General features: G+C 64.0%; 25 protein-coding genes. 10 read left to right on the forward strand and 15 right to left on the reverse strand.

The genetic code is table 11. From position 1 onward, the window contains the following. The first annotated feature begins 186 nt into the window (after positions 1–186). Positions 187–1,164 (forward strand): zinc-dependent alcohol dehydrogenase family protein, encoded by a 978-nt coding sequence (locus FFS60_RS15135; RefSeq protein WP_028626717.1) that lies wholly within the window; start codon positions 187–189, stop codon positions 1,162–1,164. Positions 1,165–1,447: 283 nt separating this feature from the next. Here FFS60_RS15135 and FFS60_RS15140 read toward each other — a convergent pair whose 3' ends face one another. Both FFS60_RS15140 and FFS60_RS15145 read right to left on the reverse strand, forming a co-directional pair. Further along, positions 1,448–1,735: a DUF1294 domain-containing protein gene (locus tag FFS60_RS15140; protein ID WP_028626716.1), complete on the reverse strand. Its 288-nt coding sequence runs from the start codon at positions 1,733–1,735 to the stop codon at positions 1,448–1,450. A 3-nt stretch (positions 1,736–1,738) separates the two neighbouring features. Continuing rightward, positions 1,739–3,070 carry a DEAD/DEAH box helicase gene (locus FFS60_RS15145; RefSeq protein ID WP_028626715.1) on the reverse strand — a complete coding sequence of 444 codons (1,332 nt, stop codon included), beginning with the start codon at positions 3,068–3,070 and terminating at the stop codon, positions 1,739–1,741. Positions 3,071–3,207: 137 nt separating this feature from the next. Between FFS60_RS15145 and FFS60_RS15150 the strand changes: the two genes are divergently transcribed. Together FFS60_RS15150 and FFS60_RS15155 are read left to right on the forward strand one after the other, a co-directional pair. Further along, the gene (locus tag FFS60_RS15150; RefSeq protein WP_028626714.1) at positions 3,208–3,753 is read left to right on the forward strand and encodes a dihydrofolate reductase family protein; all 546 of its coding nucleotides are present in this window, start codon (positions 3,208–3,210) and stop codon (positions 3,751–3,753) included. Then, the gene (locus tag FFS60_RS15155) at positions 3,750–4,154 is read left to right on the forward strand and encodes an NUDIX domain-containing protein (RefSeq protein ID WP_137822421.1); all 405 of its coding nucleotides are present in this window, start codon (positions 3,750–3,752) and stop codon (positions 4,152–4,154) included. Before FFS60_RS15150 ends, FFS60_RS15155 begins: the two co-directional genes overlap by 4 nt. On the opposite strand, the gene rarD is transcribed toward FFS60_RS15155, so the two are convergent. The 3 genes from rarD to FFS60_RS15170 form a co-directional block, all read right to left on the reverse strand. Further along, a complete protein-coding gene (gene rarD / locus FFS60_RS15160; RefSeq protein WP_028626712.1) occupies positions 4,122–5,018 on the reverse strand; it encodes an EamA family transporter RarD in 897 nt (298 codons plus the stop codon). The genes FFS60_RS15155 and rarD overlap by 33 nt on opposite strands. Positions 5,019–5,429: 411 nt before the next feature. Continuing rightward, positions 5,430–6,029, reverse strand: a complete 600-nt coding sequence (locus FFS60_RS15165; protein WP_137822422.1) for an FMN-dependent NADH-azoreductase — start codon at positions 6,027–6,029, stop codon at positions 5,430–5,432. 161 nt (positions 6,030–6,190) lie between these two features. After that, positions 6,191–6,505, reverse strand: a complete 315-nt coding sequence (locus tag FFS60_RS15170) for a hypothetical protein (RefSeq protein WP_028626710.1) — start codon at positions 6,503–6,505, stop codon at positions 6,191–6,193. Between the two features lie 109 nt (positions 6,506–6,614). On the opposite strand from FFS60_RS15170, the gene FFS60_RS15175 reads away from it, so the two are divergent. From FFS60_RS15175 to FFS60_RS15195, 5 genes are all read left to right on the forward strand, one after another. After that, complete coding sequence (locus FFS60_RS15175; protein ID WP_028626709.1) at positions 6,615–7,541, forward strand: LysR family transcriptional regulator; 927 nt, start codon at positions 6,615–6,617, stop codon at positions 7,539–7,541. A gap of 13 nt (positions 7,542–7,554) precedes the next feature. Continuing rightward, a complete protein-coding gene (locus FFS60_RS15180; RefSeq protein WP_028626708.1) occupies positions 7,555–8,364 on the forward strand; it encodes an alpha/beta fold hydrolase in 810 nt (269 codons plus the stop codon). Next, positions 8,358–8,912: a peptidylprolyl isomerase gene (locus FFS60_RS15185; protein WP_137822423.1), complete on the forward strand. Its 555-nt coding sequence runs from the start codon at positions 8,358–8,360 to the stop codon at positions 8,910–8,912. The genes FFS60_RS15180 and FFS60_RS15185 overlap by 7 nt, the downstream gene beginning before the upstream one ends. A 57-nt stretch (positions 8,913–8,969) precedes the next feature. Further along, a complete protein-coding gene (locus FFS60_RS15190; RefSeq protein ID WP_137822424.1) occupies positions 8,970–10,802 on the forward strand; it encodes an ABC transporter ATP-binding protein in 1,833 nt (610 codons plus the stop codon). Between the two features lie 335 nt (positions 10,803–11,137). Further along, a complete protein-coding gene (locus FFS60_RS15195; RefSeq protein WP_137822425.1) occupies positions 11,138–11,422 on the forward strand; it encodes a DUF2790 domain-containing protein in 285 nt (94 codons plus the stop codon). On the opposite strand, the gene FFS60_RS15200 is transcribed toward FFS60_RS15195, so the two are convergent. The 5 genes from FFS60_RS15200 to FFS60_RS15210 form a co-directional block, all read right to left on the reverse strand. Continuing rightward, complete coding sequence (locus tag FFS60_RS15200) at positions 11,423–12,550, reverse strand: GNAT family N-acetyltransferase (protein WP_137822426.1); 1,128 nt, start codon at positions 12,548–12,550, stop codon at positions 11,423–11,425. 103 nt (positions 12,551–12,653) lie between these two features. Then, positions 12,654–12,770, reverse strand: coding sequence for a cytochrome c oxidase subunit CcoM (gene ccoM, locus FFS60_RS29250; protein ID WP_028626703.1), 117 nt, complete (start codon positions 12,768–12,770; stop codon positions 12,654–12,656). A 277-nt stretch (positions 12,771–13,047) separates the two neighbouring features. Further along, the gene (locus FFS60_RS28695) at positions 13,048–13,212 is read right to left on the reverse strand and encodes a hypothetical protein (protein ID WP_169338765.1); all 165 of its coding nucleotides are present in this window, start codon (positions 13,210–13,212) and stop codon (positions 13,048–13,050) included. Continuing rightward, entirely contained in the window at positions 13,209–13,805 is a 597-nt protein-coding gene (locus FFS60_RS15205) for an alpha-ketoglutarate-dependent dioxygenase AlkB (RefSeq protein WP_137822427.1), read from the reverse strand. The genes FFS60_RS28695 and FFS60_RS15205 overlap by 4 nt, the downstream gene beginning before the upstream one ends. Before the next feature lie 41 nt (positions 13,806–13,846). Beyond that, entirely contained in the window at positions 13,847–14,143 is a 297-nt protein-coding gene (locus FFS60_RS15210) for a hypothetical protein (protein WP_028626701.1), read from the reverse strand. Between the two features lie 155 nt (positions 14,144–14,298). On the opposite strand from FFS60_RS15210, the gene rapA reads away from it, so the two are divergent. Then, complete coding sequence (rapA, locus tag FFS60_RS15215; RefSeq protein WP_137822428.1) at positions 14,299–17,148, forward strand: RNA polymerase-associated protein RapA; 2,850 nt, start codon at positions 14,299–14,301, stop codon at positions 17,146–17,148. A 165-nt stretch (positions 17,149–17,313) separates the two neighbouring features. Here the strand turns inward: rapA and FFS60_RS15220 are convergent, their stop codons facing one another. Further along, on the reverse strand, positions 17,314–18,639 hold the full coding sequence (locus tag FFS60_RS15220) for an MFS transporter (RefSeq protein ID WP_137822429.1): 1,326 nt from the start codon (positions 18,637–18,639) through the stop codon (positions 17,314–17,316). Between the two features lie 284 nt (positions 18,640–18,923). Here FFS60_RS15220 and FFS60_RS15225 point away from each other — a divergent pair, with 284 nt between their 5' ends. Then, entirely contained in the window at positions 18,924–21,125 is a 2,202-nt protein-coding gene (locus FFS60_RS15225) for a bifunctional diguanylate cyclase/phosphodiesterase (protein WP_137822430.1), read from the forward strand. Positions 21,126–21,134: 9 nt separating this feature from the next. Here FFS60_RS15225 and mnmH read toward each other — a convergent pair whose 3' ends face one another. From mnmH to FFS60_RS15245, 4 genes are read right to left on the reverse strand one after another with little or no spacing between them, the layout of a single operon-like run. Beyond that, positions 21,135–22,241: a tRNA 2-selenouridine(34) synthase MnmH gene (mnmH, locus tag FFS60_RS15230; RefSeq protein WP_137822431.1), complete on the reverse strand. Its 1,107-nt coding sequence runs from the start codon at positions 22,239–22,241 to the stop codon at positions 21,135–21,137. After that, positions 22,241–23,275, reverse strand: coding sequence for a selenide, water dikinase SelD (gene selD / locus FFS60_RS15235; protein WP_028626696.1), 1,035 nt, complete (start codon positions 23,273–23,275; stop codon positions 22,241–22,243). Before selD ends, mnmH begins: the two co-directional genes overlap by 1 nt. A 52-nt stretch (positions 23,276–23,327) precedes the next feature. Beyond that, on the reverse strand, positions 23,328–24,113 hold the full coding sequence (locus FFS60_RS15240; protein ID WP_137822432.1) for a hydroxypyruvate isomerase family protein: 786 nt from the start codon (positions 24,111–24,113) through the stop codon (positions 23,328–23,330). Beyond that, positions 24,113–25,000, reverse strand: coding sequence for an NAD(P)-dependent oxidoreductase (locus FFS60_RS15245; RefSeq protein ID WP_137822433.1), 888 nt, complete (start codon positions 24,998–25,000; stop codon positions 24,113–24,115). The genes FFS60_RS15240 and FFS60_RS15245 overlap by 1 nt, the downstream gene beginning before the upstream one ends. Positions 25,001–25,057 lie beyond the last annotated feature (57 nt).

Consider the following 25,057-nt stretch of genomic DNA (forward strand, 5'->3'; position numbering starts at 1 on the left):
GTACGGAAGCCCTACTCCAGCTTCGCCGCCGAACCTAGCAAAGGCCCCGCCCGACTCCAGTTCCAGAGCGACCTCCGCCGTCCTCATCGCGCCACCGCATCACTGATGCAAATGCCGGGGGATTCAGCGCCTCTCGCCCGCCAGCGGCTAGACTCAAGGCCCCTCAGAGCCGCCAGGAGAAGCGTCATGCTCAAAGCCGAATACCAGACCCGTGGCCCAGTGCCCCAGGACGTGATCGAAGCCGTGGAGTTCGAGCTACCGCCGGTGGGTGCTGGCCAAGCGCTGGTGAAAGTGCTGGCGGCGCCGATCAATCCTTCAGATGTACTCACGCTCACCGGCGAGTACGGCATGCTGCCGCCGCTGCCCGCCATTGGCGGTAACGAAGGCGTGGGAGAAGTCGTGGAAGTGGCCGCCGATGTGACCAACCTCAAGCCCGGCCAGACCGTGCTGCTGCCGGTGGGCTGCGGCACCTGGCGCACCCACCTGATCGCTGACGCCAAGCAGCTGATCCCGCTGCCCAGCGCCGACCCGAAGCAACTGGCGATGCTCACCGTCAACCCGCCCACCGCCTACCTGATGCTGCGCGACTTCGTCGAGCTGCAAGCAGGTGATTGGGTGATTCAGAACGCCGCCAACTCGGGGGTCGGCAGCTACCTCATACAGCTGGCGAAGATTCGCGGACTGAAGACCATCAACGTGGTGCGCCGCGACTCGGCAGTGGCCAGCGTACAGGCCGAAGGCGGTGACGTGGTGCTGGTAGACGGCCCAGACCTGCCCAAGCGTGTGCGCGAGGTCACCGGTGGCTCGCCGGTGAAGCTGGGCATCGACGCCGTGGGCGGCGCCTCCACCGACCACCTGGCAGCCAGCCTCGCAGAAGGAGGTGTGCTGGTGAACTACGGCCGCATGAGCGGCGAGCCCTGCCAGGTCAACCCCGGTTCCTTCGTGTTCCGCGACGTGACCCTGAAGGGTTTCTGGTTGGCCCGCTGGTTCCGCCAGGCCACCCCGCAGCAGCAGATGCAGCTGTTCGGTGAGCTGATCCAGCTGATCGCCAGCGGCAAGCTCAAGGCACGCATCGCCGCCACCTATGACATCAGCCAGATCAAGGAAGCCGTCGCCGCCGCAGCCAGTGGCGAGCGCGAGGGGAAGATCGTCCTGGTGCCATAAGCGCCCTCACCCCAGCCCTCTCCCGCAAGCGGGAGAGGGCGCAGCGCGTGGCCTATCCGAACTTCGACGCTTTCCAGAAGGGGCGAATTTATTCGCTCTGTCTGCGTTAGCTATTGCGAGAGATTGACCATCGGGCCAAGAGCCTTGTAGGAGCTGGCTTGCCAGCGAAACGCCGCGATTCGCTGGCAAGCCAGCTCCTACGGGCGATGCAGGTGCTTGCAACACGTAATGCAGACACAGCCAATTCATTCGCCAAGCGGGCCGCAGGTCAGCCGCGCTCGCCTCAATGCAATACCCAGAACCCCAGCAAGCCCAGGTGCATGGCCACTATCAGCCAGAATTTCACCTGGTAGGCGACCTTGCGGTTCTTGTGGCGGATCAGCCTCTGTGCCAGCAGGCCGCCCGGCCAGCCGCCCAGTAGTTCGTACAGGTGGAGGCGGGACTCGGGAGTACGTTGTGCTCCGGCCACGGCGAAGCGCTTGTCGCGCCAATAGGCAACGAAGCAGACCAGGCTCATTGCCGGATAGATGAACAGCAACGCCTGGGCGGGCCAGGCGAGCTCGATTGGCACGCGTTACTCCGCTGCCGGCTTCTTGCGCTTGAGCGGCGCCAGGCCGTCACCGCTCACCACGCGGGATTCCTCTCGCGGCTTGCTTGGCTTGCGCTTGGGCGCAGCAGACTTGGCGGGGGCTTTCTTGTCGCCTTTCTTGTCGGTCTTTTTCTTCTTGGTGCCAGCGGCCTTGCCAGATGCCTTGACCTTCTTCGGGCCGGTGTAAGTGCCCTTCAGCTCCTTGATGACCCGGCGCTCGAACGTCTGCTTGAGGTAGCGTTCGATGCTGGACATCAGGTTCCAGTCGTTGTGGCAGATCAGCGAGATGGCCAGGCCCTCGCCACCGGCACGACCGGTCCGGCCGACACGGTGCACATACTCGTCGCCGGAGCGCGGCATGTCGAAGTTGATCACCAGGTCCAGGCCTTCGATATCCAGGCCACGGGCGGCGATGTCAGTAGCCACCAGCACTTTGGTGCCGCCCTGCTTCACCCGTTCGATGGCCAGCCTGCGGTCCTTCTGGTCCTTGTCGCCGTGGAGTACGAACGCCTTGTAGCCACCCGCCACCAGGTGCCCATAGAGACGATCGGCCTGGACGCGGGTGTTGGTGAAGATGATCGCCTTCTGGTAGGTCTCATTGGCCAGCAGCCAGCGCGCCAGCTGTTCCTTATGTTCAGGATGATCGGCCGTGATGATCTGCTGGCGGGTGCTTTCGTTGAGCTGGTCGACGCTGTTCAGGCGCAGGTGCAGGGGGTCGCGCAGCACGCTGGCAGACACATCGCGCAACGCGGCGCCACCGGTGGTGGCGGAGAACAGCAGGGTTTGCTGGCGGCTGGCGCACTCGTTGGTCAGGCGTTGCATGTCCTCGGCGAAACCCATGTCAAGCATGCGGTCGGCTTCGTCCAGCACCAGCACTTCCACCTCCTTGAGGTCGAGAGTACCGGCATTGAGGTGCTCGATAAGGCGCCCCGGGGTTCCCACCAGGACGTCCGGCAACTTGCGCAGCATCGCCGCTTGCACCTTGAAGTCCTCACCGCCGGTAACGATGCCGGACTTGATGAAGGTGAACTGGGAGAAGCGCTCCACTTCCTTCAGGGTCTGCTGCGCCAGCTCACGGGTCGGCAACAGGATCAGCGAACGGATGCGCTCGCGCGGCTTGGCCTCGCCGATCAGGCGGTTGAGCAGCGGCAGGACGAAGGCGGCGGTCTTGCCGCTGCCGGTCTGGGCGGTCACCCGCAGGTCGCGCCCTTCCAGGGCCGGCGGAATGGCCGCCGCCTGCACCGGGGTCGGCTCGACGAATTTGAGTTCGGCAACGGCCTTGAGCAGACGTTCGTGCAGGGCGAATTGGGAAAACACAGGGCTACCTCGATCGAAAGCGTAAATAGCTGCATAGGTTACCCGGAGTCGCGAGCAAACGCCCGAATTCCGAGCGACGCAGCGACGGAAATACCTCGCCGGTATACGCTCACTCCACCCGATCCCGGAGCCCGACCATGCGCGCAGCCCTGATCTACTACGTCGCCGCCAGCCTCGATGGCTACATTGCCCGCCCCGATGGTCGCGTCGACTGGCTGAAGCCCATTGAAGAAGCAGGCGACGACCACGGCTACCAGGCTTTCTACGACAGCATCGACGGTCTGTTGATGGGACGGGTGACCTACGAGACCGTCCTGGCCTTCGGCGGTGACTGGCCCTATCCCGGCAAGCCCTGCACCGTACTGACCCGCGGCGACCTGCCGCAAGCCGCTTCAGATGTTCGGATCTGCCATGACACGCCGACCCAGGCCATCGAGCAAATGACTGCCGCCGGCTGCAAACGCATCTGGCTGGTGGGAGGTGGATCGCTGGCGGGGACCTGCTACTCTGCCGGCCTGCTCGATGAACTCGTGGTCAGTTTCATCCCCCACCTGCTGGGCGCCGGTATCCCGATGTTCGCCACCGGCCTGGAACGCCGACTCCAGCTCCGCGAGCAGCGCAGCTTCCCCACCGGCGTGGTGCAGCTGCACTACCAACTCCTGCCCGAAGCCGAATTACCATGACCACCCTGAATATCGCCGCTGCCTGCCTGCTGGACCCGCACGACCGCTTACTGCTGGTACGCAAGCGTGGCACCCACGCACTGATGCTGCCCGGCGGCAAACGCGAGGCGGACGAAAGCCCGCTCCAAGCCCTGCAACGTGAACTCTGGGAAGAACTCCAGCTGCGCCTGGACGCATCGGCCCTGAAACCCCTGGGCCGCTTTCGCGCGCCTGCCGCCAACGAGGCGGATACCTGGGTGGATGCCGAAATCTTCGTCGCCCGCCTGCCCCACGCCGTGGAGGCCGCAGCCGAGTTGGAGGAACTGGCCTGGCTGGAGCCCGGGGAACCCCATCCGGAGAATCTGGCCCCGCTGCTGCGGGACCACGTGCTACAGGCCCTTCCGGGCCTGCTTGCGAAGTAGGTGGGCGCTGTCCCAGCCGATCAGCAGCACGGCCAGCCAGATTGGCAGGTAGGTCCAGAGCTGGGCAGGGTTGAAAGGCTCGCCCAGGAAAGCTACCGCCACCGCGAACAGCAGCACCGGTTCCACATAGCTGAGAATCCCGAAAAGCCCCAGGGGCAATAGCCGGCTGGACGCCATCATGGCGGCGAAAGCGAGAGTGCCCAGCAGCCCCAGCCCAGGAATCAGCCACCAAAGCTGCGGCGCCTGGCTGAACGCCCCCGGTGGCGAATAGCTCGCGATCAGCCAGATGGCCAGGGGCGCCAGCACCGCCATCTCCAGGATGAAACCGGACAGCGCATCCAGTCTCATCCAACGACGCAGCATGAAGTAAGGCGGGTACCCCAGGGCGGTAGCCAGGGTAAGCCAGGAAAAGGCACGGGTCAGCCAGAGCTCATGGAGCACACCTGCCAGCGCACAGAGCACCGCCAGCAGTTGCAGTGGTCGCAGATGCTCAGCGTAGAACACCCGGCCAGCCACCACCATTGCCAGGGGCAGCAGGAAATAGCCAAGTGACACTTCCAGCATTCGCCCCTGCAACGGCGCCCAAAGGAACAGCCCCCATTGCAGGCCAATCAGCGCCGCCGCCAACGGCAGGGCTGCCAGCAACAAGGGTTCGCGCCGCAGCCGACCAAGTACCGAGATGAACGTCGACCACTGTCGGGTCAGCATCAATAGAAAGAGCACCGCCGGAATCGACCAGAGCACCCGTTGGGCGAAAATCTGCACGCCATCCAGGGGCGCGAGCTCACCCACGTAACCCGGCATCAGGGCAAACAGGACCGACGCCGTCAGCGACAGCGCGACACCACGGCCCGACAGTCTCATGACCGCCTCGACACGTAGGAAAGGGAATGAAGCGAACTCATCTGGGGCCTCACAAAGCAGCCGGCGAACATACGCCTTCCTTGCCGCGAGCGGAAGCTTAACAAGGGGCAAAGTTGACCAACCGGGCAGACCCGTCGTCGGCATTGTTGAAAACGGCATGGCGTGGGAATCCAAACCGGGCACAGGCCCCCTCCTCCCCAAACCGCTCCCAGCGAGAATAGGCTCGGCGTGCCATGACTTACCGCCAAGCCAGGCAGGCATGCTGGTGTGAACCCGCTCATTCGCGAAAGCAGGTCGCCGGCCTTAATCTCTCCATTCCTCAAATAAAAAAGCCCGACCTGAATCAGGCCGGGCAGTCAGCAGGCGTCCACGGAGCGGTGGAGCACCTGGCGGAGTTGGGGAGCTAACGGATCAAGCCACCTGGGCCAACTGAGCCCTGGCCGAAGCCAGGCCTTTTTCCTGGAACTCACCGCCCAAGTTCAGGCCTTCGGCGTGGATAAAGGTCACGTCATGGATACCGATGAAGCTCATGGCCTGGCGCAGGTAGGGTTCCTGGTGGTCCATCGGACTACCGGAGTAGATGCCGCCGCGAGCGGTCAGGACGATCGCGCGCTTGCCGGTGAGCAGGCCTTTCGGGCCGGTTTCGGTGTACTTGAAGGTGACGCCGGCACGCAGCACATGGTCCAGCCAGGATTTCAGGGTGCTGGGGATGGCGAAGTTGTACATGGGGGCCGCCATCACCAGTACGTCGGCAGCCAGCAGCTCTTCGGTCAGCAGGTTGGAGCGCTGCAGGGCAGCCTTCTCGCTTTCGCTCTGCTGGTCGGCGGGTTTCATCCAGCCACCCAGCAGGTCGGCGTCCAGGTGCGGTACCTGGTCCACCGCGAGGTCGCGAACGGTGATTTCATCGGCTGGGTGAGCAGCTTGCCACTTGGCGATGAAGTCCTGGGTGAGCTGGCGGGAAACGGAACCTTGCTGGCGGGCGCTGCTTTCGATGACGAGTACACGGGACATTTGGGCTACCTCCATCGCGGGGTTGATTGCGTCGATGGGGCGCAGATTATGTCGTCACAAATCGATAAAAAAGCGTAAATATCCGCTACAACATATCAAGAAAGTTGATTTGTAGCAGGAGGGGCACTAGGCTGGTTCCTGTGCCCGAATCCGCGTCCCGGCTACCTCGGATTGCAAGTCAGCTTGATCCGCAGCTTGATCACCGCGCGAGTGAAATTGGCGGTCAGGTAGGCGCTCTTGCCGCTCTCGATGAGCGCCTTGCGCACCCTGGGAGTCTCCGGGCCGTTGACGAACACTGCCTTGCACTCGGCCGTGGTCCCGCCCAGGTTCTGGATATTGATGGCGGCCAGGTTGTTGTCGATGTCGGTGGTGTCGTAGACGATCTCCGCGCCGTTGTACTGCTTCTCCACCTCGATGGGGTAGGCGAAGGCCAGGGTTGGCAGCAGGGCGAACAAGGCACAGCACAGTTTTTTCATGGGCGATCTCCAGTGCAGAGAACGCGAGCTTAACAGAGCGCCGCAAGCGACATCAGCGCCATGGGCGCGCGCAATTTGCCGGCATAAGTAGCTAGAGGAGCAGGACAGCATGAAAGCCCCGCGCGTTACCCTGGACCAGTGGCGCACCCTCCAGGCCGTGGTGGACCATGGCGGCTTCGCCCAGGCTGCCGAGGCTACGCACCGTTCGCAATCCTCGGTCAGCTATACGGTCGCGCGCATGCAGGAACAACTGGGCGTCCCCCTGTTGCGCATCGAAGGGCGCAAGGCGGTGCTGACCGAAGCAGGCGAAGTGCTGTTGCGTCGTTCGCGGCAGTTGGTCAAGCAGGCCAGCCAACTTGAAGAACTCGCCCACCACATGGAGCAGGGCTGGGAGGCCGAAGTACGCCTGGTCGTCGACGCGGCCTACCCCAACGCCCGCCTGGTGCGGGCACTGTCCGCCTTCATGCCGCAGAGCCGCGGTTGCCGAGTGCGCCTGCGTGAGGAAGTGCTGTCCGGTGTCGAGGAGGTGCTGCTGGAGGGCTCCGCGGACCTGGCAATCACCACCCTGGACATCCAGGGCTACCTGGGTGCCGGCCTCGGTTCGGTGGAGTTCATCGCGGTCGCCCATCCCGACCATCCCCTGCACCGACTGCAACGCCAGATCAACTTCCAGGACCTGGAGAGCCAACTGCAAGTCGTGATCCGCGACACCGGGCGCACCCAGCCACGCAACGTCGGCTGGCTGGGCGCCGAACAACGCTGGACGGTGGGCAGCCTGTCAACCGCCGCCAACTTTGTCAGCAGCGGCCTCGGTTTCGCCTGGCTGCCACGCCACCTGATCGAACGGGAACTCCAGGAAGGCCAGCTCAGGCCCTTGCCCATGGAGCAAGGCGGCAGCCGCCATCCCTCCTTCTATCTCTACGCCAACAAGGACAAGGCTCTTGGGCCGGCCTCGCAGATCCTGGTCGAACTGATCAAGACCTTCGACTCCGCGCCACTCGACGTTGCCTTCGCGGCACCGGTTTCCAGCATCTGACAGGAGGTCATGCATGTCCTACTTCGAGAATGATGGTTGTCAGCTTCACTACGAGGATTACGGCCACGGCATGCCGGTAGTGCTGGTCCACGGGCTGGGTTCGAGCACCCGAGATTGGGAGTACCAGGTCCCAGCCCTGGCCGCCCACTACCGGGTGATCGTCCTCGATGTGCGTGGCCACGGCCGCTCCGACAAGCCCCGCGAGCGTTACAGCATCGCTGTTTTCTCCGATGACGTGACGGCACTGATCGAGCACCTCGGGCTGATCGACGTCCATCTGGTGGGCATCAGCATGGGCGGCATGATCGGTTTCCAGCTCGGCGTCGATCATCCCGAATTGCTGCGCAGCCTGACCATCGTCAACAGCGGACCCGAGGTGAAGCCCCACTCGCCGAAGGACTACCTGGAAATCGCCAAGCGCTGGATCTTCTCGCACCTGCTCAGCCTCGACCGCATTGCCAAGGCCCTGGGCAGCCTGTTGTTCCCACTGCCCGAGCAGGCCGACCTGCGCCGCAAGATCGAGGAACGCTGGCCGCAGAACGACAAACGCGCCTACCTCTCGGCCTTGAACGCCATCATCGGCTGGGGCGTACGGGATCGCCTGCGACGCATCCAGTGTCCTACCCTGGTGATCACCGCCGACCGCGACTACACCCCGGTTTCGCAGAAAGAGGCCTACGTAAAGGAGATGCCCAACGCTCGCCTGGTGGTCATCGAGAACTCCCGTCACGCCACGCCGCTGGACCAACCCGACCGCTTCAACACCACCCTGCTCGACTTTCTGGCCGAAGTGGAGCGCAACAAGGAACAAAACCCATGCTGAAGAAACTCGTCCTGGGCGCCTGCGCCCTGCTCGTCTCCCTCACTGTTATGGCCGCCGACAAGCCCCATGTGCTGTTGACCACCAGTGCTGGGGAAATCGAAGTGGAACTGGAGGCCGATAAGGCCCCGGTCAGCGTGAAGAACTTCCTCGACTACGTGGACGCCGGCTTCTACAACGGCACCGTGTTCCACCGCGTGATCCCTGGGTTCATGATCCAGGGCGGTGGTTTCGACACCGACATGAGCCAGAAGGACACCCGCGACCCGATCAAGAACGAGGCGGACAATGGCCTGCGCAACCTGCGCGGCACCCTGGCCATGGCCCGCACCCAGGTAGTGAACTCCGCCACCAGCCAGTTCTTCATCAACCACAACGACAACGCCTTCCTCGACCATGGCAGTCGCGACTTCGGTTACGCCGTGTTCGGCAAAGTGGTGCGCGGCATGGACGTGGTCGACCAGATCGCCAACGTGCCCACCGGAAACCGTGGCATGTTCCAGAACGTCCCAATGCAACCGGTGGTGATCCTCTCCGCCAAACGGCTCTGATCCTCTTGGCCCGGGCAGGACGCCCGGGCCAACCGCTCTTCCTCGGATGGACTCGCCATGCTCTTCCAACGCTTCGAGCGCCTGATCGACACGTTCCGCCAGGCGCCAGACGAGATGCCCCCGCGCAGTGTGCTGCGCTTCTATGTCCATTACCTGCGCCAGGTCTGGCCGATCTTCAGCGCCCTGTTGCTGGTCGGGCTGATCGTTGCCCTGATCGAGGTCGCGCTGTTCAGCTTCCTGGGTCGCGTCGTCGACCTGGCACAAAGCACACCCAGCGGGCAGTTCTTCGCTCTGCACGGCCATGAACTGGCCTGGATGGCCCTGGTGGTCCTGCTGCTGCGCCCGCTGTTCAACAGCTTGCACGACCTGCTGGTCCACCAGGCGATCACCCCCAGCCTGACCAACCTGATCCGCTGGCAGAACCACCGCTACGTGCTCAAGCAAAGCCTGGGCTTCTTCCAGAACGACTTCGCCGGACGTATCGCCCAACGCATCATGCAGACGGGCAACGCCCTGCGCGACTCGGCGGTGCAGGCGGTAGATGCTCTCTGGCACGTCCTCATCTACGCCGTCAGTTCCCTGGTGTTGTTTGCCGAGGCCGACTGGCGCCTGATGCTGCCGCTGGCGATCTGGATCGCCGGCTACATCGCCGCCATCGCCTACTTCGTCCCCAAGGTCAAACAGCGCTCGGTGGAGTCCTCTGACGCACGTTCCAAACTGATGGGGCGTATTGTCGACGGCTACACCAACATCACTACCCTCAAGCTCTTCGCCCACACCCGCAAGGAAGAGGACTACGCCCGCGAGGCCATCGACGAACAGACTCGCAAGACGCAGATGACCGCACGGGTGATTACGGCCATGGACGCCACCATCACCGGCATGGGCGGCGCACTCATCGTCACCACCTGCGGCCTGGCCCTGTGGCTGTGGAACCAGGGACTGATCAGCGTGGGCGCCATCGCCCTGGCGGCCGGTCTGGTGATGCGTATCAACAGCATGTCCGGCTGGATCATGTGGGTCGTCACCGGCATCTTCGACAACATCGGCCAGGTCCAGGACGGTATGCAGACCATCGCGGTGCCGCGCCAGGTGACCGACAGCAGGAGCGCCAAACCGCTCGAAGTCAGGCGTGGCGAAGTGCGCTTCGAGGATGTCGCTTTCCACTACGGCAAAGGCAGCGGTGTGATCGAGAACCTCGATCTGCGAGTGCGCCCCGGCGAGAAGATCGGCCTGGTCGGGCCCTCGGGCGCCGGCAAATCGACCCTGGTCAACCTGCTGCTGAGGCTCTACGACCTGGAGGGCGGGCGCATCCTCATCGACGATCAGGACATCGCCCTGGTTACCCAGGAAAGCCTGCGGGCGCAGATCGGCATGGTCACCCAGGACACCTCGCTGCTGCACCGCTCCATCCGCGACAACTTGCTCTACGGCCGCCCAGGAGCCAGCGACGCCGAACTGCAGGATGCCATTCGCAAAGCCCGAGCCGATGAATTCGTGCCGCTGCTCTCGGATGCCAGTGGGCGCTGCGGCTTCGACGCCCATGTCGGCGAGCGTGGCGTGAAGCTGTCCGGCGGCCAGCGCCAGCGCATCGCCATCGCGCGCGTATTGCTCAAGGACGCGCCCATCCTGATCCTCGACGAGGCCACCTCGGCACTCGACTCGGAAGTGGAGGCCGCCATTCAGGAAAGCCTGGAAACCCTGATGCGCGGCAAGACGGTGATCGCCATCGCCCACCGCCTTTCCACCATCGCCCGTATGGATCGCCTGGTGGTGCTGGACAAGGGTCGCGTGGTCGAGAGCGGCAGCCACACGGAACTGCTGGAGCACGGGGGCCTGTACGCACGCCTCTGGCAGCACCAGACCGGCGGCTTCGTCGGCGTGGAATGAGCCCCGCCGCGCCGCACTACTGACAACCCGACTTCATCCTGTAAATCGGGCATTTCGATCGTCACTGGCACAGCCGATGATTCATGACCACGCCCTAAGGACGTGGCTTCCCAATTTCAAATGAATTGATCGGGACCGTGAACGCTCCGCTAGACCAGGAAAGGGAAAATTTCCAGAAGTGCGACAAACGGTCGCAGCGCTTCTAGTTCGGGCAATTCCGGGCGATCAAAAAACGCTCAAAACAGGATCATCGAAGGGGGTCACTGAACTAACCGTTCTCGATGGGTCAGATAAAGTCCCTTGTAAGCGAAACCCAACAGAGGAATACAAGCCTTATGAAAATGGCCTCAGTTGTCAGCGCCCTGCTCTCCAGCCTCGCGCCCAGCGTATTCGCCCAGGATGGCCTTCAGAATCAAGGTGCCGGAGTGGCGCCAGTGGACTACCACTACGGGATGGAGATCGACGTCCAGAAAGTGCTGCACCGCACCGATACCTCCCAGAAAATCGGCGTCGTGCCGGTCACCCTCGTCTACGAAGACAGCGAAGGTGAAGTCCGCAAGATCCGCTTCCTCGAGTGGGGCGGCAGCACCGTCACCCCCGACACCCCCCAGATCGGCTGATCAGTCTCGCCGATAGGGCAGCAGGCCACGCGCCTCTTCCGCGTAGGCCAGCACCCCACCCCGCTCCTGCACCAGGAAATCGTCCACCGCGGCACGCAAGCCAGGATGGGCCAGCCAGTGCCAGGAGCGGGTGATCACCGGCTCGAATCCTCGAATCAACTTGTGCTCACCCTGGGCGCCAGCATCAAAGCGTTGGAGTCCTGTGGCAATGGCCTGGTCGATTCCCTGGTAGAAGCAGGTTTCGAAATGCAGCCTGTCGAACTCTGCCAGACACCCCCAGTAGCGCCCGTAAAGGGTGTCGCCCCCCTGTAGCGAAAACGCCATGGCAACCGGTCGGTGCGATTGCAGCGCCAGCACCACGCGAATGGCCTCCGGCATCCGTTCGGCCAGCAGGCTGAAGAAGGCACGCGTCAGGTAGGGCGCCTGGCCCCGCACTCGATAGGTGTTGGCATAACAGGCGTAGATGAAATCCCAGTCCGATTCCTCCAGTTCCTGGCTGCGGCGCCACTGGAACTCGATCCCCTGCCCCGCCACCTGCTCACGCTCCTTGCGGATCTGCTTGCGCTTGCGCGAACTCAGGGCGTCGAGAAAATCCTGGAAGTCCCGGTAGCCGTGGTTGCGCCAGTGGAACTGGCAGCCCAGGCGTTCTAGCCAGCCTTCACGGCCACGCAGGTGATGGTCGGCAAAGGCATCGGTGAAGTTGATGTGCAGCCCCGATAGATCGTCAGCGGCGACATCGGCAACCACTGCATCGAGCAGTTCGCCGGCCGCCGCGTCATCCACCGCCAGCAACCGCGCACCACCTACCGGAGTGAAGGGTACCGCCGCCAGCAACTTGGGATAGTACGGGATACCAGCGCGCTGGCAGGCATCGGCCCAGGCCCAGTCGAAGACGTACTCGCCGTAGGAATGGCTCTTGAGATAGGCCGGCAGAGCAGCCTTCAGCTCGCCGTTCGCCCCGCGTAAAAGATGATGGGCCGGGTGCCAGCCGCTGCGGCCGCCCACGCTGCCGCTTTCTTCCAGGGCGCAGAGAAAGGCATGCTGCAGGAATGGCTGGTCGTCCGGCAGCAAGGCATTCCAGTGCTGCGGATCGATTTCAGAAAGGCGGGAAAGGGTCTGGATCGGCATGGCGCCAGTCTGGCGCGGGCCGCGATGGAAGAAAAGCGGGAACAAAAAAATGGGCGACCGAAGTCGCCCGAGGTGCCTTGCGTGCCTGTAAACCCGGAGTGACTCAACGCGGTTTGCGTTTCTGCGAGTCCTTCCAGATGAAGTAACCAACCCCGGCGAAGAAAGCGACCATGAGACCGACGGTGCCTATACCGGCGAGAACCACTGTATCGACGAACATGATCTGCCTCCTGCGTGTGGCGTTGTTGCTTCGATGGGTTCAAGGTACCCGCGCAGCAGGACGCGAAAATTGATTTGGATCAATAGCTTCCAAGGGCCCGCGGAAAGGCGGTCGGGATACTGATCCAGGTCAATTTTCGGAGGGTGTGAGACAGCGGGAAGGGTTGGAACAGCCGCTTTGCGGGAGCCAATTCATTCGCAAATGAATTCGCTCCCACAAAGCAGTGGACAGAATCTCGGTGGATCGCCGATCGGAGTGCGGGGAAGGCCGGGAGATCTCAGCGCTTCTTTGGCTTCTTGCCGCCCTTCTTGCCCTTGGGCTGAGACAGGGGCATGGCCTGCTCGAATGCCTTGCGCATGTCGTTCAGGCGTTTTTCGTGGACGTCATGGATGCGCTTGTCGCGCTCGGCGCCGAAGTCGATCAGATTTTCGTCGTTGCTCATAAGCGGATCCAACGGAAGGTGAGATTGAGCCGGGGGGCGCAAGGGATACGGGTCTTCGCCACTTGATGCTGCCAATGATGCTGCGTTGGCCCGCTCATGACCAGTAGCGCGCCATGGCCCAGCTCCAGGGAATGCTCGATGCGGCTCGCGCCCTTGCGGCGCAGGTCGAATCGGCGGGTGCCACCCAGATTGAGCGAGGCAACCAGCGGATTGCGCCCGAGCTCGGGTTCGTCGTCGCTGTGCCAGCCCATGGAGTCCTGGCCGTCCCGGTAATAGTTGAGCAGAACGCCATTGAGAGGCTGCCCCACTGCCTCTGCAACCCGTGTGCGGATCTCCGCCAGCAGTGGCGTCCAGGGCAACGGCTGGTGGGTCAGGCCGGAATAGCGGTAGCTGGCCTCGGGGTCGCCGTACCACGCGACTAGCCGTGGCACGGGATAGTCGCGGCCATGGAGACGAACTTCGGGCTGTTCCCAGGGCGTTTCAGCCACCAGCCGGGCCAGCCAATCGTTCGCCTGCGCCGAAGTAAGGAAGTGCGGCTCAAAGCGCAATTCGGCGTCGGGCAACTGGAGAGGGATATCGTCGAACAGGTCCACCGGTGTCGGCTCAAGGAAGAATCAGGCCCATTGTGCTCGGCTCAAACCTCCACATCCACCCACAACCCCTGACGCGGCAACTCGTCCAGCACGGCCTGGTCTGCTTCAGCCACTTCCCCCGTGGCCAGTTCCTGGGGCGTGTAGCCTCGCCGTTGGCGCCGCCGCTGCTCCTCGCGCAGCAGTTCCTCGGCCTCCTGGGGATGGCGCTTGTCCAGGCTGACGGCACTCTCTTGCGCGCTCTCCTGCACGGGCGTGACCGGCGGAATGTCGGGGCGCGGCTTGACTACATCCTGCTGGGCGGTAACAGGGACCAGGCCTTGCGGAATGGGTGGCAACATGTTGAAGCCCTCCTTTGGTCAGTCTGTCGGCCGTCTTTGGCGCTTCTTTACCGGCGCTCGCTACACTTTTGCGGATATACGGGCCGAATCCGGCGTCGCCCTGCGCCCTCGGTTCCGTTAACATACGCGGCTTTTTTCATCTCAGGGAGACACGCATGGCGCAGCAGTATCAACCGGGGCAACGCTGGATCAGTGACAGCGAAGCAGAGCTTGGGCTCGGGACCATCCTGACATCGGATGGCCGCCTGCTCACCGTGCTCTACCCGGCCACTGGCGAGACCCGCCAGTACGCGCTGCGCAATGCGCCGCTGACCCGCGTGCGCTTCGCTCCGGGCGACGAAATCACCCACTTCGACGGCTGGAAGCTCAACGTCCAGGAAGTCGAGGATATCGACGGCCTGCTGATCTACCACGGCATCACCGCGCAGAACGAGCCCCGCATCCTGCCGGAAACCCAGCTGAACAACTTCATCCAGTTCCGCCTGGCCAATGACCGCCTGTTCGCCGGCCAGATCGACCCGCACAAGTGGTTCGCCCTGCGCTACCACACCCTGGAACACCGCTCGCGCCTGCTGCAATCCTCCCTCTGGGGCCTGGGCGGCACCCGCGCCCAGCCCATCGCTCACCAACTGCACATAGCCCGTGAAGTGGCCGACCGTGTGGCACCGCGCGTCCTGCTGGCCGACGAAGTGGGCCTGGGCAAGACCATCGAAGCCGGCCTGGTCATCCACCGCCAGCTCATCTCCGGTCGCGCCAGCCGGGTGTTGATCCTGGTACCGGAGAACCTCCAGCACCAGTGGCTGGTGGAAATGCGCCGTCGCTTCAACCTGCAGGTCGCCCTGTTCGACGCCGAACGCTTCGCCGAAAGCGACGCCAGCAACCCCTTCGAGGACAGCCAGTTGGCCCTGGTTTCCCTGGAGTGGCTGAAAAGCAGCGAGCGCGCCCAGGATGCCGCCTTCGCTGCCGGCTGGGACCTGCTGGTGGTCGACGAAGCCCACCACCTGGTCTGGCACCCGGAACAGGCCAGCCCCGAATACCGCCTGGTGGAGCAACTGGCCGAAACCATCCCTGGCGTGCTGTTGCTCACTGCCACCCCGGAACAGCTGGGCCAGGAAAGCCACTTCGCACGTCTGCGCCTGCTGGACCCGAACCGCTTCCACGACCTGGAAGCCTTCCGCGCCGAAAGCGCGAACTACCGCCCGGTGGCAGAAGCCGTCCAGGAACTGCTGGACCAGGGTCGCCTGAGCGCCAAGGCCGAAGCGACCATCAAGGGCTTCCTCGGCGAAGAAGGCGAAGGCCTGCTCAAAGCCCTGGCCGCTGGCGACGAGGAAGCCGCTCCGCGCCTGGTGCGCGAACTGCTGGACCGCCACGGCACCGGCCGCGTGCTGTTCCGCAACACCCGCGCCGCCGTGCAGGGCTTCCCCGAACGTAACCTGCACCCCTATCCGCTGCCCAACCCGGTCGAGTACATGGAGTTGCCGATCGGCGACCACCCGGACCTCTACCCGGAAGTCAGCTTCCAGTCCCAGCAGGACAGCGGCGATGACGCCGAACGTTGGTGGCGCTTCGACCCGCGCGTCGAGTGGCTGATCGACACCCTGAAGATGCTGAAGAAGTTCAAGGTGCTGGTGATCTGCGCCCACGCGGAAACCGCCCTGGACCTGGAAGACGCCCTGCGTGTGCGCTCCGGCATCCCGGCCACCGTGTTCCACGAAGGCATGAGCATCCTCGAGCGCGACCGTGCCGCCGCCTACTTCGCCGACGAAGAATTCGGCGCCCAGGTGCTTATCTGCTCGGAGATCGGTTCCGAGGGCCGCAACTTCCAGTTCGCCCATCACCTCGTGCTGTTCGACCTGCCGGCCCACCCGGACCTGCTGGAACAGCGTATCGGCCGTCTCGACCGGATCGGCCAGAAGCACACCATCCAGCTTCACGTGCCCTACCTGGAAACCAGCCCGCAGGAACGCCTGTTCCAGTGGTACCACCAGGCATTGAACGCCTTCCTCGCCACCTGCCCCACCGGCAATGCCATCCAGCATCAGTTCGGCCCGCGCCTGCTACCGATGCTCGAAGGCGGCGACGACGATGCCTGGAACGCCCTGGTGAACGAAGCCGAAACTGAGCGCAAGCGCCTCGAAGGTGAAATGCACAACGGCCGCGACCGTCTGCTGGAACTCAACTCCGGCGGTGCCGGTGAGGGTGAGCAACTGGTAGAGGACATTTTCGAACAGGACGACCAGTTCGCCCTGCCTATCTATATGGAGTCGCTCTTCGAAGCCTTCGGTATCGACAGCGAAGACCACTCCGAGAACGCCCTGGTACTCAAGCCCGGCGAGAAGATGCTCGACGCGGGCTTCCCCCTCGGCGACGACGAAGGCGTGACCGTCACCTACGATCGCAACCAGGCCCTTTCCCGCGAGGACATGCAGTTCCTCACCTGGGAACATCCGATGGTGCAGGGCGGCATGGACCTGGTGCTCTCCGGCTCCATGGGCAACACCGCCGTGGCGCTGATCAAGAACAAGGCACTCAAACCCGGCACCGTGCTGCTGGAGCTGATCTATGTCAGCGAAGCGGTGGCCCCGCGCGCCCTGCAGCTCAGCCGCTTCCTGCCGCCCAAGGCCCTGCGTTGCCTGCTGGACGCCAATGGCAACGACCTGGCCTCCAAAGTGTCTTTCGACACCCTCAACGACCAACTGGAAAGCGTGCCGCGCGGCAGTGCCAACAAGTTCGTCCAGGCCCAGCGCGACGTGCTCGCGGCACAGATAAACGCCGGCGAAGCCAAGATCGCCCCGCGCCATGCCGAACGCGTAGCCGAAGCCCAGCGCCGCCTGAAGGCCGAACTGGACGAGGAGCTCGCGCGCCTCACCGCGCTCCAGGCAGTGAACCCGAGCGTACGCGACAGCGAACTGGAAGCCGTTCGCCACCAGCGTGACGAGGGGCTTCAACTGCTGGACAAGGCGGCCCTGCGCCTGGAATCGATCCGAATCCTCGTCGCAGGCTAAGGGTGGTTCGTAGGATGTGGCGGGCGGAGCTCCGCTTGAACGAAGGGATACCCATCAGCAGGAATTGATGGGTATCGCTCAACCCGTCCTGCCGGGCACCCTGGCGATTAACGCACCTCAAAAAAACGGCCCGCAATTGCGGGCCGTTTTGCATTCGGGCGTCGATCAGGCTGCAGCCGCCAGCCCTTCACGCATGTTCGCCGCATCGCGCACGAAGCAACGCGCCGCCTGGAACAAAGCCAGCATGGTCAGGGTCAGCGCTACCGGCACCAGGAACATGGCGTTGTGCAGGCCCACGGCCTTGAACGTCTCGTTCATCTCGCTCGCGCCAGCCGCCAGCATCGCCGCCTGGGAGTAGTGGTCCGACAGAAGCCCCACGACCACCGGGCCAAGCCCCCCGCCCAGCAGGTAGAGACCGGCGAAGAACAGCGCCATGGCGGTCGCCCGCAGACGCGGCTCCACCACATCCTGGATGGCGGTGTAGACGCAGGTGTAGAAGTTGTAGGCGAACAGCCAGCCCAGACTGAAGATGGCAACGAACAGGCCGATCTCGATACGCCCGGCCAGCAGCGCATAGCCGGTGCAAACCGCCGCCACGAGCATGCTGAAGGCCGCCAGCAGAAGGCGGCCGCGCTCGGACTTCTGGTGCACCTTGTCCGCTACCCAGCCACCCAGCGTCAGCCCCACCAGGCCGGTGAGGCCAGTGATGATGCCTGTGGCGATGGCCGCCTGCTCCAGCGGCATCAGAAAGTAGCGTTGCAGCATCGGCACCATGAAAGAGTTGGTGGCATAGGTGGCGAAGTTGTAAGTGAGACCTGCGAGGGTCAGCCACCAGAAGGTGCGGATCGCCAGCACCCGGCGCAGCGGTTTGTCTACCGGCGTTGCGGAGGACACCTTCACGGCTTCGGCGGCGCCGCGGGCAGGCTCCTTGATGAAGAACATGAACAGCGCCAGGATCAGCCCCGGCACGGCGGCGATGAAGAACGGCGCGCGCCAGCTGTCGAAGGCCTTGACCATGGCGCCGATAGTGAAGAAGGCCAGCACCAGGCCAAGTGGCAGACCGAGCATGAAGATGCCCATGGCGCGGGCGCGCTTGTGGGCGGGGAAAAGATCGCCAATCAGCGAGTTGGCCGCTGGCGCGTAGCTGGCTTCACCAATGCCGACCCCCATGCGCACCAGCAGGAAGCTCCAGAAGTTCCAGGCCAGGCCGTTCACCGCGGTCAGGCCGCTCCAGACCGCCAGGCCCCAGCCCATGATCTTTCTTCGCGCGCCGGTATCGGCCATGCGCCCCAGGGGTACGCCGGCGACCGCGTAGACCAGCGTGAAGGCGGTTCCGATCAGGCCCAGCTGGAAGTCGCTCAGGCTCCACTCATGACGCACCGGCTCGATGATGATGGCCGGGATGGTGCGGTCGAAGAAGTTGAACAGGTTCGCCAGGAACAGCAGGAAGAGCACGCGCCAGGCATTGGCCGCTTGAGGAGATTGCTGCATGAGTCGGTCTCGTTGTTGTTGTCAGGCCCCCGGGTAACCGCAAGCCGGGGTCGATACTGCAATCTAGAGGGTCCAGCCGACCACTGTCTGCGAAAATTAGTTTGATTTATGTAACCCGATGCGGCGGCGATGAAGGCCCACCCCTGCCGGCCATCCCCCACCGACGACCGTTCAGCGCCCAGGTACGGACGTCCAAACCAGGACACCCACGCTGGCTATACTGACGGCATTGTGCCAGCAACCCCCTCCCCCGAAGTCTAACCGTCTGCATGGGAATCCCCTCTATGGACTGGCTGGGCCTGCGTTTCGGTACTGCACTTCCCGCGGATGGCCAGATATTGCTGGCATGCACCCACAACAGCTGGCTTGTGCTGCTGGCCTTCCTCGTGGCCTCGGGTGCCAGCTACTGCGCCTTCGACATGGTCGAGCGGGTCGCCCATGCCCAACAGCCGGAAACCCGGCGACGCTGGAGTTGGCTCGGCGCCGGCTGCCTGGGTGGCGGTATCTGGACGATGCACTTCATCGCCATGCTGGCCTTCGAGGCACCGATCGCCATCGACTACGACATCCCCACCACTACGCTTTCCCTGCTGATCGTAATCGCCGCCTCATTGGTGGGCATGCACACCCTCGGCCGCTCCGAGGTCGAACCGCATCACTATATGGCTGCGGCCCTGGCCGTTGGCCTCGGCATCGCGCTCATGCACTACTGCGGCATGGCCGCCATCCGCTCGGTGGCGACCCAGTACTACCACCCCGGCATGGTCGCCATCTCGGTAGGCGTCGCCATCGCTGCCAGCATGGCCGCCATGCTTCTGTCCACCTTCTTCCGCGAGCGCGGCGAAGGCCACCAACTGCTCAAGATCCCTGCCAGTCTGACCATGGGGGGCGCCATTTGCAGCATGCACTTCACCGGCATGCTGGCCCTGCAACTGGCGGTACCGGAGGGCACCGAACTGTATCTGGAGCGTGCGGACAATGCCGTACAGCTTGGTTCCAGCCTGGCGGTAATTGCCAGCATGGTGCTGCTTTTTGCCCTGTGCGTGGCCTGGGTCGACAAGAAACTGCAACGCAAGGAACTCGATCTGCAGCATGTCAGCAACCTGCTGGGTGAACTGGAGCAGGTGAAGGTGAAACTGCAGAATGTTGCCCATTTCGACCCTTTGACCAACCTCCCCAACCGGCGTGCCTTCAACGAGTACTTCGTGGAGAAGCTGCAAACCCACGCCGAGTTCAAGCAGTCACTGGCGGTCATGTTCCTCGATGTCGACCACTTCAAGCGCGTCAACGACAGCCTGGGCCACGACGCGGGCGATGAGTTGCTCAAGGTGGTGGCCGACCGGGTACGCAGCGTGCTGCGTCGCGAAGATGTGATCGCGCGGCTGGGAGGCGACGAATTCTGCGTGCTCGCCAGCCTGGGCAACCTGATGGAGGCCAAGACCCTGTCCCAGCGCATCATGGAGCGCATGAAGGAACCCATCACCCTGGCCGGGCGCAACGTCACCATGACCACCAGCATTGGCATCAGCCTCTACCCGGACGATGGCGAAACCTGCGAGGAACTGCTCAAACATGCAGACCTCGCGCTCTACCAAGCCAAGAGCAGCGGACGCAACAACCTGCACTTCTTCAGCCGCCACCTGAAGAACAAGGCCACCTTCGAGCTGCAACTGGAAGAGGAACTGCATCTCGCGCTGGCCAAGGATCAGGGCCTGTTCCTCAGTTACCAGCCGATCCTCGACCTGCACACTGGCCAGGTGACCAAGCTGGAAGCCCTGGTGCGCTGGCAACATCCACAGCTCGGCCTGCTGCCCCCGGATCGTTTCATCGGCGTGGCCGAGGCCAACGGATTCATCGCCCAGTTGGACACCTGGGTGCTGCGCCAAGCCTGCCGGGACCTGGCCAAACTGGCCGCTCAGGGCTTCCAGGACCTGCGCGTTGCAGTCAACTGCTCGGCGCTGAACCTCTGCCGCGACGAGTTGGCGGACGAAGTGCAACGCGCCCTGCGGGAGACCGGCGTACGGCCGCAGCGGCTGGAGCTGGAAGTCACCGAAAATGCCCTGATGCACAACGTCAACCAGGCCCTGCACCTGCTGGAGCGCATCCGCAATCTGGGCGTAAGCATCTCCATCGACGACTTCGGCACCGGCTACTCATCGCTCGCCTACCTGAAGCGCTTGCCCCTGGATACCCTGAAGATCGACCGGTCCTTCGTCATGGACATTCCCGGCAGCCATGCCGACATGGAGATCGTCCAGGCCATCATCGGCATGGCCCACACGCTGCACCTGCAGGTGGTCGCCGAAGGGGTGGAGACCCGCGAACAGCTGGACTTCCTGCGCGGCCATGGCTGCGACTACATCCAGGGCTATCTGCTCAGTCGTCCCCAACCACTGGCCAGCATCGAAGAATTCCTGCGCCACCCCCACAGGCTGGGCAGCAGCAATGTGCAGCCCCTGAGGCCGGTGGATTCGAATCCGGCGTGAAGGGCTGAATCAGCCCCGCGCTGGCCGACGCTGCCGCAAATACTCCAGCACCGCCGCCTGTTCCCCGGCGAACTCGATACGCGACGCTTTGCTCTCGCGCTGAAACGCGTACATGGGGTCGTAGTACTCGCGCAACAGGCCTTCGATCCAGCCCCGGTGCAAGTCCACGTTTCCGGTCGCTTCCTGCTCGACCAGGGCCTGGTCCATCAGCGCCGTCATGCGCTGGTGGCGTTCACCGCCCAGGCGCCGGACGATGTTGTCCAGGCTCTGGCGCAACCGTTCGGCGAAGCGCGTGAAGCCATGCTCGTCGCCGTGGGTCGCGATGAACTCCGCGCACAGGTTCACCACGTAATCGCGCAGGATGCGCTCCACCCGGTCCTCGAAACTGTCGTCGAGCCAGACCAGCGGGAATGCCTGCATGCCCTGGTAAAGCTCCAGCGGAACCGAGCAACTGCCAACGATGCGCCCTTCGTCCTCCAGCACGAACTGTTCATGACCCGCTGCACGCTTCTTCAGGATGTCGATGGCCAGCGCGTTCTCGAAGTCGATCTGCGCCGGTTGCGGGGTTGCGCGCTTGCCGAAACTGGAACCGCGGTGGTTGGCGTGGCCCTCCAGGTCCAGGCTGTTGGCCAACTGGGCAATCACGTCGGTCTTGCCGGTACCGGTGAGGCCACCGACCAGCACGAAGTCGCACTGGGTCACGGCATCCTGGGTGGTTTCCAGGAGGAAGGTCCGCATCGCCTTGTAGCCACCTTTCACGCGCGGATACTCGATGCCCGCTTCCGTCTTCAGCCATTGCTGAACCAGTTGTGAACGCAGCCCGCCACGGAAGCAGTAGAGATAGCCCTGGGGATTGGCGCGGGCGAAGGCGGCCCAAGCCTCGATGCGCTCCGCCTTGACGGCGCCGCTGACCAATTGGTGGCCAAGGGTGATGGCAGCGTCCTGGCCATGCAGCTTGTAGCTGGTGCCCACTTTCTGCCGCTCGATGTCGGTCATCAGCGGCAGATTGACCGTATGCGGGAAGGCGCCCTTGACGAACTCCACCGGCGCGCGGGCGTCCATCATCGGCAGGTCATTGAGGAAGATGTCGCGGTAATTCGAGGTGTCCGGACGCATCAGAACACCTCGACCGCGAGACTCTGTCGCTCGTGCAGCTTGCCAATAGGCGCCAGTTGCAGACCAAGCTCCTCGGCCACTGCGAGGAATTCCGCCTCCCCTTCCGGAGTCACCGCCACCAGCAGGCCGCCGCTGGTCTGTGGATCGCAGAGCAGCAGCTTCTGCACCTCGGCCAAAGGTGCCAGGCGATCGCCGTAGCTGTCGAAGTTGCGCAGGGTGCCGCCGGGCACGCAGCCCTGTTCCAGGTAGTACTCCACGCCAGGCAGGCTGGGCACCTTGGCGTACTCGACACGGGCGGTGAGGCCACTGCCGTCGGCCATTTCCACCAAGTGGCCGAGCAGGCCGAAACCGGTGACATCGGTCATCGCCTTGACCCCTGCCAGTTTGCCGAAGCGGCTACCGGGCTTGTTCAGGGTGCACATCCAGTCGCGGGCCAGCCCTACATCGGCCTCGCGCAACTTGCCCTTCTTCTCGGCGGTGGTGAGGATGCCGATGCCCAGCGGCTTGGTCAGGTAAAGCTTGCAGCCGGCGGTGGCGGTGTCGTTGCGCTTCATGTGGCGCTTGTCCACCACGCCAGTGACGGCCAGGCCGAAGATCGGCTCGGGAGCATCGATCGAGTGCCCACCGGCCAGGGGAATGCCCGCCTCGTCGCACACCGAGCGGCCACCACGTATCACTTCGCGAGCCACTTCCGGCGGTAGCAGGTTGACCGGCCAGCCGAGAATGGCGATGGCCATCAGCGGGTCGCCGCCCATGGCATAGATGTCGCTGATGGCGTTGGTGGCGGCAATGCGGCCGAAGTCATAGGGGTCGTCGACAATCGGCATGAAGAAGTCGGTGGTGGACACCACACCGCGCTCCTCGTCCAGGGCGTAGACTGCAGCGTCGTCCTTGGAGGCGTTGCCCACCCAGAGCTTGGGGTCGAGGTTCTGCGCGCCGCTGCCGGCGAGGATCACCTCCAGCACCTTGGGGGAAATCTTGCAGCCGCAACCAGCACCATGGCTGTACTGGGTGAGGCGAATAGGGTCGTTCATGGTGTTCTCTCTACAAAATGCCAAATCATTTCGCTGTGGGGGCGCCGGCAGCTCAGGCCAGTCGGGCCTTCCACTCCGGCAGCCAGCCGAGGGTATCGGCGGTCACACCGGCAGGTTTGTATTCGGCCCCCATCCAGCCGGGGTAATCGTCTTCCTGCAGGGCGCGCAGCGCCGGGCCGAAGTCGGTGTTGCCCGTACCTGGCTCGCCACGGCCGGGGCAGTCGGCGAACTGCACATGGCCGATGCGGCCGGCCAGCAGGCGAATGCCCGCTGCTGCGTCTACGCCCTGGCGGGCCATGTGATAGAGGTCGTACTGGGCGCTGAGGTTGGGATGATCCACATCGCGCAGCAGCTCATCCAGTTGCTCCGGGGTGTTGATCAGGAAGCCCGGCATATCCAGCGGGTTGATCGCCTCGCAGACCACACCGATGCGCAGTACGGCGAAGGCCTCGGCCGTCTTGCGCAGGTTAGCGGCCAGACAGGCCAGCGCCCGCTCCCGAGTCACACCGTCGGCCTTGCGCCCAGCCAGCACGTTGACGAAGCGCGGGCGGGTCATCGCGGCATAGGCCAGCGCCTGCGCCAGGGCATCGTCGAACTGCTCCTGGCGCTCCGGCACCGCTGCCAGACCGGGGCCACCTTCCATCAGGTCGCCAGCCGGCAGGTTGAACAGGATCAACGGCAGGCCGGCCGCTTCCAGCACTTCCTTCATGCGGATAGCCGGCAACTCATAGGGAAACTGCACTTCCACGCCATCGAAGCCGGCGACGCGCGCAGCGATCACACGCTCGATCAACGGGCGGTCGGTGAATAGCAGTGAAAGGTTGGCGGCGATCTTCATCAGTGATCCTCCCGGTACATTTCCACCAGCGTAGCCGGATCGCGCTCCAGATTGCCCTGGCTGCCGTGCAGACGCATCAGTTGCGCTGCCAGGCCGCTGAGGGGCGTCGCCGAGTCGTGCTCGCGGGACAGGCGCACGGCGGTGTCCAGGTCTTTCAGCAGCGTGCGCACATGCCATTTGATCGGCTCGAAATGGCTCTCGGCCATCTGCGGCGCGAGGATCTGCAGCGGCTTGGAGTCAGCGAAACCGCCGGCCAGCGCCGGGGCAATCAGGCTGGCGTCCACCCCGGCCTTCTCGGCCAGGGCCACCACTTCGGCGATCACCAGGGCATTGCAGGCCACGATCATCTGGTTGCACACCTTGGTCACTTGCCCGGCACCTACCGCGCCCATGCGGGTCAGTCGCTGGCCCAGGTGAGCGAGGATCGGCCGCACCCGTTCCACGTCGTCTTCATGCCCGCCGGCCATGATCACCAGAGTGCCGGCCTCGGCGCCGGGGGTGCCGCCAGAGACGGGCGCATCCATCCAGCGCATACCGGTGCGGGCTTCGAGTTCGGCGGCCATCTCACGGGTGGCGGCCGGTTCCAGGCTGGAAAAGTCCACGAGCAGTTGCCCGGGCTTCGCCCCTTCGACAATACCGCCCTCCCCGAATACCACCTTGCGCACCACGCGGGTGTCAGCCAGGCAGAGCATCACGATATCCGCCTCGGCACAGAGCTCGGCCGGCGTCATCACACGGCGGGCGCCTTGCTCCAGCAGCGGCGCGCACTTTTCCGGGGAACGGTTCCACACGGTCAGCGGGAAGCCGGTAGCCAGCAAGCGGCGGGTCATGGGCAGGCCCATCAGGCCGATACCGGCAAAGGCAATGGAAGGCAGGGGAGCGGTCATGCCATAACTCCAGGCGGTTGGCGAAACGCACATCTTAACTGCCTGCTGAGCGAGATG

Origin of the sequence: Pseudomonas sp. D(2018), assembly GCF_005502555.1 — a bacterium.
Classification (GTDB): domain Bacteria; phylum Pseudomonadota; class Gammaproteobacteria; order Pseudomonadales; family Pseudomonadaceae; genus Metapseudomonas; species Metapseudomonas resinovorans.

What these genes read in the sequence shown, in the direction of transcription:
- rapA (WP_137822428.1), top strand. Translation starts at nt 14,299, where the DNA reads ATGGCGCAGCAGTATCAACCGGGGCAACGCTGGATCAGTGACAGCGAA.
- FFS60_RS15135 (WP_028626717.1), top strand. Translation starts at nt 187, where the DNA reads ATGCTCAAAGCCGAATACCAGACCCGTGGCCCAGTGCCCCAGGACGTG.
- selD (WP_028626696.1), bottom strand. Translation starts at nt 23,275, where the DNA reads ATGAACGACCCTATTCGCCTCACCCAGTACAGCCATGGTGCTGGTTGC.
- FFS60_RS15240 (WP_137822432.1), bottom strand. Translation starts at nt 24,113, where the DNA reads ATGAAGATCGCCGCCAACCTTTCACTGCTATTCACCGACCGCCCGTTG.
- FFS60_RS15185 (WP_137822423.1), top strand. Translation starts at nt 8,358, where the DNA reads ATGCTGAAGAAACTCGTCCTGGGCGCCTGCGCCCTGCTCGTCTCCCTC.
- FFS60_RS15200 (WP_137822426.1), bottom strand. Translation starts at nt 12,550, where the DNA reads ATGCCGATCCAGACCCTTTCCCGCCTTTCTGAAATCGATCCGCAGCAC.
- FFS60_RS15225 (WP_137822430.1), top strand. Translation starts at nt 18,924, where the DNA reads ATGGACTGGCTGGGCCTGCGTTTCGGTACTGCACTTCCCGCGGATGGC.
- FFS60_RS15180 (WP_028626708.1), top strand. Translation starts at nt 7,555, where the DNA reads ATGTCCTACTTCGAGAATGATGGTTGTCAGCTTCACTACGAGGATTAC.
- rarD (WP_028626712.1), bottom strand. Translation starts at nt 5,018, where the DNA reads ATGAGACTGTCGGGCCGTGGTGTCGCGCTGTCGCTGACGGCGTCGGTC.
- mnmH (WP_137822431.1), bottom strand. Translation starts at nt 22,241, where the DNA reads ATGCGTCCGGACACCTCGAATTACCGCGACATCTTCCTCAATGACCTG.
- ccoM (WP_028626703.1), bottom strand. Translation starts at nt 12,770, where the DNA reads ATGTTCGTCGATACAGTGGTTCTCGCCGGTATAGGCACCGTCGGTCTC.
- FFS60_RS15245 (WP_137822433.1), bottom strand. Translation starts at nt 25,000, where the DNA reads ATGACCGCTCCCCTGCCTTCCATTGCCTTTGCCGGTATCGGCCTGATG.
- FFS60_RS15170 (WP_028626710.1), bottom strand. Translation starts at nt 6,505, where the DNA reads ATGAAAAAACTGTGCTGTGCCTTGTTCGCCCTGCTGCCAACCCTGGCC.
- FFS60_RS15150 (WP_028626714.1), top strand. Translation starts at nt 3,208, where the DNA reads ATGCGCGCAGCCCTGATCTACTACGTCGCCGCCAGCCTCGATGGCTAC.
- FFS60_RS15155 (WP_137822421.1), top strand. Translation starts at nt 3,750, where the DNA reads ATGACCACCCTGAATATCGCCGCTGCCTGCCTGCTGGACCCGCACGAC.
- FFS60_RS15175 (WP_028626709.1), top strand. Translation starts at nt 6,615, where the DNA reads ATGAAAGCCCCGCGCGTTACCCTGGACCAGTGGCGCACCCTCCAGGCC.
- FFS60_RS28695 (WP_169338765.1), bottom strand. Translation starts at nt 13,212, where the DNA reads ATGAGCAACGACGAAAATCTGATCGACTTCGGCGCCGAGCGCGACAAG.
- FFS60_RS15165 (WP_137822422.1), bottom strand. Translation starts at nt 6,029, where the DNA reads ATGTCCCGTGTACTCGTCATCGAAAGCAGCGCCCGCCAGCAAGGTTCC.
- FFS60_RS15210 (WP_028626701.1), bottom strand. Translation starts at nt 14,143, where the DNA reads ATGTTGCCACCCATTCCGCAAGGCCTGGTCCCTGTTACCGCCCAGCAG.
- FFS60_RS15190 (WP_137822424.1), top strand. Translation starts at nt 8,970, where the DNA reads ATGCTCTTCCAACGCTTCGAGCGCCTGATCGACACGTTCCGCCAGGCG.
- FFS60_RS15220 (WP_137822429.1), bottom strand. Translation starts at nt 18,639, where the DNA reads ATGCAGCAATCTCCTCAAGCGGCCAATGCCTGGCGCGTGCTCTTCCTG.
- FFS60_RS15195 (WP_137822425.1), top strand. Translation starts at nt 11,138, where the DNA reads ATGAAAATGGCCTCAGTTGTCAGCGCCCTGCTCTCCAGCCTCGCGCCC.